At 58.9% G+C, this 1,501-nt stretch carries 2 protein-coding genes; both read right to left on the minus strand.

Translation table 11 applies throughout. The features are described from left to right. Window positions 1-415 precede the first annotated feature (415 nt). Window positions 416-982 (minus strand): hypothetical protein, encoded by a 567-nt coding sequence (locus ND747_RS16285; protein WP_251734459.1) that lies wholly within the window; start codon window positions 980-982, stop codon window positions 416-418. Between the two features lie 4 nt (window positions 983-986). After that, window positions 987-1,501 (minus strand): hypothetical protein (locus ND747_RS16290; protein WP_251734460.1); only part of this gene is annotated, 515 nt, incomplete at its 5' end.

The raw sequence follows: 1,501 nt of genomic DNA on the forward strand, positions 1-1,501 counted from the left end.
ACGATCTCCCTCTCCCCACCCGCCCAGGTCACAAGATGATAACCATCACCTGACTCACCTCATCTTGACGGGTAGGGGTCAGCCGGTCGGCCTGGGTCGTAGCCGAAGGAGAACACCGCCGGCGTCGTCGACGTCGAACAGTTCCCCGCGTCACTACCCCCCGCATCCGGATAGCTCGACAGACTGCTGCGGTTGGATTCGATGCCGTAGAAATATAATTTTGTTGGGTCAGTTGATGCCGGTCGCAGACACGGAAAGCGTTACGGCGGTCCGGTCCCCTACACCACCCGTGTACAACAGACGGGTGGCCCGGGAGATTTTCTCCTCCGGGCCACCCGTCCGGCAGAGTCCGGGGCGGCTCCCTCGAACGGAGCGACCTGAACAGTCATCCGCCGAGATGATCGCACCTACTCCTTCAGGGCAGATAATGCAAGATTACTCCGAGGAGACCTATCAAGAAGAAGAAGGCGACGGCCGTTCGTTCCGGCGGCTTGACCCGCGTGACAACCCTTCCGCCAGGACACCTCGCTATTCGGTCTCGACGGATCTCCTCGAGCTCGACAGCAATCACCTGATTCCTGGCCTCCTTCCGGAGGCGACTAATATTCGCCTGCTCGAGACCCATCACCTTATAGTCACGATCGGCCGTTTCCACTACCAGATACTTTCCATTCCCATCGAAGCATGTGACCTCCGACCAGGGAATCCTTGTTTCGGTAACCGGATTTCGAATGATGACGTCACATCCACCTGTCGCCAGTTCGGGCCTGACAAAAAATAACCAGGAGGGGACAGAGAATGGAAATGCCGCAAGAAATGGAAGCAGCATCCCCGGCGATCCACCTGAATCAGGAAATGCAGTCAAGAAAAGGTATACGATCGAGCTGAATAACACAATGAAGTAGCCGCTGATGCGATTAGTGCGACCGAACCACCTACGCTCCATCCAGCTCTGCGAATTCTCTTTCTCGGTCCATGTCACGTCGCTATGGCCGCCTTGACGGGCAGGATCGGGTGGTCTGACAGCACGCCACGCCCCGCTGCGCCTGAGACGCCCAGCCGCCCCACGCCTGGCGGCGTGCATGGGCAGAGTAGCCGGCGAACCGGTCCCACAACGTTCGTGTCGAGCGCTTGGATGCCTTGAAACCCCAGCTACCCATGGCAGTTTTACCCAGCCGCCAACCAAGAATCCCCCCGGCCGTGTTGACCGCTGCGTTCGTTACATAACTCTTTGCCCAGGCTCCCTTGGAACCTGACCGTCCATTGGATGCAGTCGCGGAAACGGCTGCTGCTGCTAGGCCAGCGCCGATGCAGACGCCAGCGGAACCGACGACGCAGACACCGAACGATACCCATCCACCAAGCCATGCAGCATTTTTCCAGGAAAGCACCTTCGGTCGTTTGAAGTGGAACCGATCGCCGTTGAGGTCGTAGGTGTTGTAGGGGTCTTGGTGGGCGTAGTCGTAGGGGTTGTCGGAGCCGCCGGGTTCGGGATCGGTCT

Source organism: Frankia sp. R82, from assembly GCF_023716925.1.
In the GTDB taxonomy this organism is placed as follows: domain Bacteria; phylum Actinomycetota; class Actinomycetes; order Frankiales; family Frankiaceae; genus Frankia.